The sequence below is a fragment of the Longimicrobium sp. genome, assembly GCF_036387355.1.
In the GTDB taxonomy this organism is placed as follows: Bacteria; Gemmatimonadota; Gemmatimonadetes; order Longimicrobiales; family Longimicrobiaceae; genus Longimicrobium.
In genome coordinates, this window is the sequence record NZ_DASVTX010000418.1 from 1 (window position 1) to 4,433 (window position 4,433).

The following is a 4,433-nucleotide window of genomic DNA, read 5'->3' on the forward strand; positions in this document are numbered from 1 at the left end:
CTGGCGCCGACGAAGGATCTGCTGCGCCTGTGAGAACGGGTATGCGTCCCGCAGCGTTGGCTCGGCGGAGAGTAGATCCTTCGGTTGCGCGGGATTCGGCGCGCCTGACGGGGCGGCGCCCGCTCCCTCAGGATGACAAGCTGTTGCTGTGCATGCGATTGTACCCGTCGACAGCGGATGCGAGGCGCTGCGTCAGGGCCTCGCCGGGACGCCGCCCGTCAGCCGTGGGCCAAGGGGAGGCGGACGGTGAACGTGGAGCCCTGGCCGGGGGTGCTGACGACGGCGATGTCGCCGCCCAGCAGGCTGGACAGGCGCCGCGCGATGCTCAATCCCAGCCCCGTGCCCCCCACCTTGCGGATCAGCGGGTGCTCCGCCTGCCAGAACGGGTCCCACACGCGCGGCATCTGCTCCGGCTCAATGCCGATCCCCGTGTCCTGCACCTCCACCGCCACCCACGCCGGCTCGCGCCGCAGCGTCACCCGCACCTCGCCCGCCTCGGTGAACTTGACGGCGTTGCTCAGCAGCGCGCGGATCAGCTCGCGCACGCGGCCCGGGTCCGTTTCCGCCAGGCAGATCTCGTCGTGCACCTCCATGGACAGCGCGAGCCCCTTGGCCGCCGCGCCCTTGCGCGCTTCGTCCACCAGCTCGGCCAGCACGCGCTCCAGCGGCACCCGCTCCAGCCGCACCCCGTCCTCGCCGGAATCCAGCCGCGCGTAGCCCAGCACGTCCTCAATCATCCGCAGCAGCTGGCGGCCGTTGGTGCGAATGCGGTCCACCGGGCGGCGCTGCGGGTCCGTCAGCGGCCCCAGTTCGCCGTCGTGAAGCAGGTCCGCAAAGCCGGTGATGGCGTGCAGGGGCGTCTTGAGCTCGTGGCTCACCACGGCCAGAAAGTCCGTCTTGGCCGCGTTGGCCGCCTCGGCCTCGGCGCGGGCGATGCGCTCGCGCAGCAGCAGCGACTCCCGCTCCGCCTCGGCGCGCAACCGCTCCGTGACGTCTTCGGCGATGCAGTACACGCCGATGATGTCGCCGCCCACCAGAATGGGCACCAGCGTAAGCCGCAGCTCCACCCGCCGCCCCGCACCCTGCAGCAGCGCGGACTGCGCCGTCTGCGGCTGCCCCGCCGCCGCGGCCTGGAACAGCGCCCGCATGCGCTCCCGGTCCCCGGGCACGAACAGCGTCCAGAACGCGCGCGAGCGCAGGTCGTCCGCGTGGTGCCCGGTCAGCGACTCCGCGGCGGGGTTGGCCGTGCGCAGCGTGCCGTCCAGGTCGAACGAGCAGACGGCGTCGGGATTGTTCTCGAACAGCGAGCGGTAGCGCTGGCGGCTTTCCTCGTACCGCTCCGCGACCTCCTTGCGCTCCGTGAGGTCGCGGGTGATCTGCCCGAACCCGATCATGCGCCCGGACGCATCGTGGATGGCGGTGAGCACCACGCTGGCCCACAGCCTCGACGCGTCCTTGCGCACCCGCCACGCCACCGTCTCGCACCGCCCCTCGCGCGCCGCCTGCGCCAGGTCGCGCTCGGGCGTGCCGCCCTGCACGTCCTCCGGCGGAAAGAAGAGGTCGAATGTGCGGCCCAGCGCCTCCGCCTCCTGGTAGCCGAACATGCGCTCGGCGCCCTCCGTCCACGTCACCACGCGCCCGTCGGGGCTCAGCAGGATGATGGCGTAGTCGGTGACGTTCTCCACCAGCAGGCGATACAGCTCGTCGCGCCCGGGAAGGGCGGCGGACGCGGCCGGATGCGATCGAAGGCGGTGCGGCATGGTGCGGCTGTGTTGCGGATGAGACCCACGGGCTCCCACAAGGTGGGCGCGCCGGGTGCTGACGGAAAGGGCGTGCCGCGCGCAACCCTTTCGCCCGTGGCACGGCGCACGCACCTTGCTCGCTGGCCCGCCGCACGCGCGCGGGTGCCCCCGCACGAGAGAACCGAATGATCCGGCTGGGAATTACGGGAACGGACACCGACGTCGGCAAGACGATGATCGGCACCGTGCTGCTGGCCATGATGCGCAATCGGGGCCTGCGCGTGGCGGCCATGAAGCCCATTGAGACGGGCGTAAAGGCCGACGACCCCGAAAGCGACGCCGTGCGCCTGCGCGACGCCGCGGGGCAGAACGACCCGCTGGACACTGTGCGCCCCATCCTGATGGCGGAGCCGCTGGCCCCATGGGTGGCCGCCTCGCGCAGCGGCGGGCTGCTGGACCTGAACGCGCTGGAGACGGCGTTCCAGACCCTGTCGGAGGGCCGCGACGCCATTCTGGTAGAAGGCGCGGGCGGCCTGCTGGTGCCGGTGACGCGCGACCTGGCCTGGGACGGGCTGTTCGTGGGTTGGGGGCTGGACCTGGTGGTTGTCGCCGGCAACCGGCTGGGCGCGCTGAACCACACCCTGCTCACCGTCCGCGCGGCGCACGACGCGGGGCTGCGGGTGCGCGGCGTGGTGCTGAACGCCATGGGGCCCGACCCGCGCGGCATTGCCATCAGCACCAACCTGGAGGCCTTGGTGGAGCTGCTGGATCCCGTTCCCGTCCTCCCCTTCCCGTGGATCCGCAAGGACCGCCCGATCGAGTACGCGGTGGAGATCGCGGAAGAGAACGGCTTCGAGACGCTGATCGCCCCGCGCAACGCCCCCGAAAAGTAGCGCGGCAGGATTCCGGGCGGCGGATCCGGTGCTCGTGGTCCGCTGTCGGTCGCGCCAGGACTTCCACGGAACTCTCGCGTGGAGGATGCGGAGGAACTGAAGAAAGGGAGGTGGTCCGCGCGGGCCACCTCCCTTCTTCAGTTCCTCCCATGAAGATCGTGAGATTGTCGGCGATGTCCTCCGCGCCGAACTCCCCCTGCGACTTCCGCGACCTTTCGCGTCCTTCGCGTAACAGCCGTTGGGGCCGTAGAGCCCTGAACGCGAGCGATCTGCGCCGCGACGAACGTGCGCCCCGACGAATCACCCCTCGCGTGCGACTCCGTCGTCCTCGAAAGCCGGAAGCCAGAGGGTAAAGCACGCTCCGGCGCCGGGCTGGCTGCGCACCGTCACCTCACCGCCCATCAACCGCGCCAGGTTGCGGCTGATGGCCAGGCCCAGCCCCGTGCCCTCGTGGCTGCGCGTGTACCCGCTCTCCACCTGCACGAACGGGTCAAAGATGCGCTCCTGCTGCTCCGGGGCAATGCCGATCCCGTCATCTTCCACCTCGATGGACGTCCACCGCCCCGGCGCGGGCCCCCGCTCGCGCACGCCGCGGCAGCGCACCGTCACCCACCCGTCCGGCGGGGTGAACTTGATGGCGTTGGAGAGCAGGTTCAGCAGAATCTGCCGCACCCGCTCCTCGTCGCCCTGGAACCGCGCGTCCGGGCCGCACTCCGCCGCGTAGGCCAGACGGACGGGGCGCGCCGCGGCCTCCGCTTCCATCATTTCCACCGCGGAGCGCGCCACCGTCACCAGCGGCACGGGCGCCAGGTTCACCCCGAGCTCGCCCGCGTCAATGCGCGACAGGTCCAGAAAGTCGTTGATGAGCCCAAGCAGGTGGCGGCTGCTGGCCTGCACGCGGCCCACGCGCCGGCTCTGCGCCTCGTTCAGCGCCCCGTCAATCCCCATCTCCAGCAGTTCCGAATAGCCGATGATGGCGTTGATGGGGGTGCGGATCTCGTGGCTCACCGTGGCCAGAAACGCGCTCTTGGCCCGGCTGGCCGACTCCGCCTCCGCCAGCAGGATGGCCCGGCGCAGCGCCACCGCCGCCAGGTCCGCCAGGGTGCGGGCGCGCAGCACGGCGTCCGGGGGGAACGGGTCCCGCCCCGGGCGGGCCAGCAGCACCAGCGCGCCGAGCGCATCGTTCTCCGACACCAGCGGCACTACCAGTGCCGCGCAGGCGTGGCAGCACGTTTCCAGCGCCGCCGCGATGGGCCGCCGCTCGGTGGAAACGTCCGGAATCCACTCCGGCGCATCGCGTTCCAGCACGTCCGCGGCCAGCGAGCCGGGGTACGGAATGGCCGTGCCCAGCGGCGGCAGCCCCTCTCCAGCCGCGGCCGCGACGGTGACGCGGGTGCGCTCCGGGTCCACCCGCTCCACGAACGCGCCGTGCGCCTCCGTGGCGTACAGGGCGCCGTCGGCGATGCGCTTGAGCACCTCGTCCGTGGCAAACGCCGTGGTCAGCCGCCGCGCCACCTCGGCCAGCGCCGCCTCCTCGGCCGCGCGGCGCTCCAGCGCGCCGGCGCGTGCCCGCAGCAGCGTGTTGGCGCTCCCCAGCTGCGCGGACGCCGCTTCCTGGTCCGCGGCGTAGCGCGAAAAAAGGGTGCCGATCAGCAGCGAGAGCGCGCCGCCCAGCACGCCGCTCGCCAGCAGCACCCACCCCACGGTGGACCGGTACCGCCGTTCGCGGTCCTGCCTCTCGGCCAGCAGCCGCGCCTCCTCGTTCTGCATCTGTGCCGCCACCGCGCGAAGCTGCGCC

At 72.0% G+C, this 4,433-nt stretch carries 3 protein-coding genes; 1 reads left to right on the top strand and 2 read right to left on the bottom strand.

Annotation, left to right across the window (positions count from 1 at the left end; all coding sequences use genetic code 11):
- Positions 1-218 precede the first annotated feature (218 nt).
- Positions 219-1,760 carry a PAS domain S-box protein gene (locus tag VF665_RS18335; RefSeq protein WP_331054902.1) on the bottom strand — a complete coding sequence of 514 codons (1,542 nt, stop codon included), beginning with the start codon at positions 1,758-1,760 and terminating at the stop codon, positions 219-221.
- Between the two features lie 167 nt (positions 1,761-1,927).
- Between VF665_RS18335 and bioD the strand changes: the two genes are divergently transcribed.
- Positions 1,928-2,635, top strand: coding sequence for a dethiobiotin synthase (gene bioD, locus VF665_RS18340; RefSeq protein WP_331054903.1), 708 nt, complete (start codon positions 1,928-1,930; stop codon positions 2,633-2,635).
- Positions 2,636-2,935: 300 nt separating this feature from the next.
- On the opposite strand, the gene VF665_RS18345 is transcribed toward bioD, so the two are convergent.
- Positions 2,936-4,433 (bottom strand): GAF domain-containing sensor histidine kinase (locus VF665_RS18345; protein WP_331054904.1); only part of this gene is annotated, 1,498 nt, incomplete at its 5' end.

What these genes read in the sequence shown, in the direction of transcription:
- bioD (WP_331054903.1), top strand. Translation starts at nt 1,928, where the DNA reads ATGATCCGGCTGGGAATTACGGGAACGGACACCGACGTCGGCAAGACG.
- VF665_RS18335 (WP_331054902.1), bottom strand. Translation starts at nt 1,760, where the DNA reads ATGCCGCACCGCCTTCGATCGCATCCGGCCGCGTCCGCCGCCCTTCCC.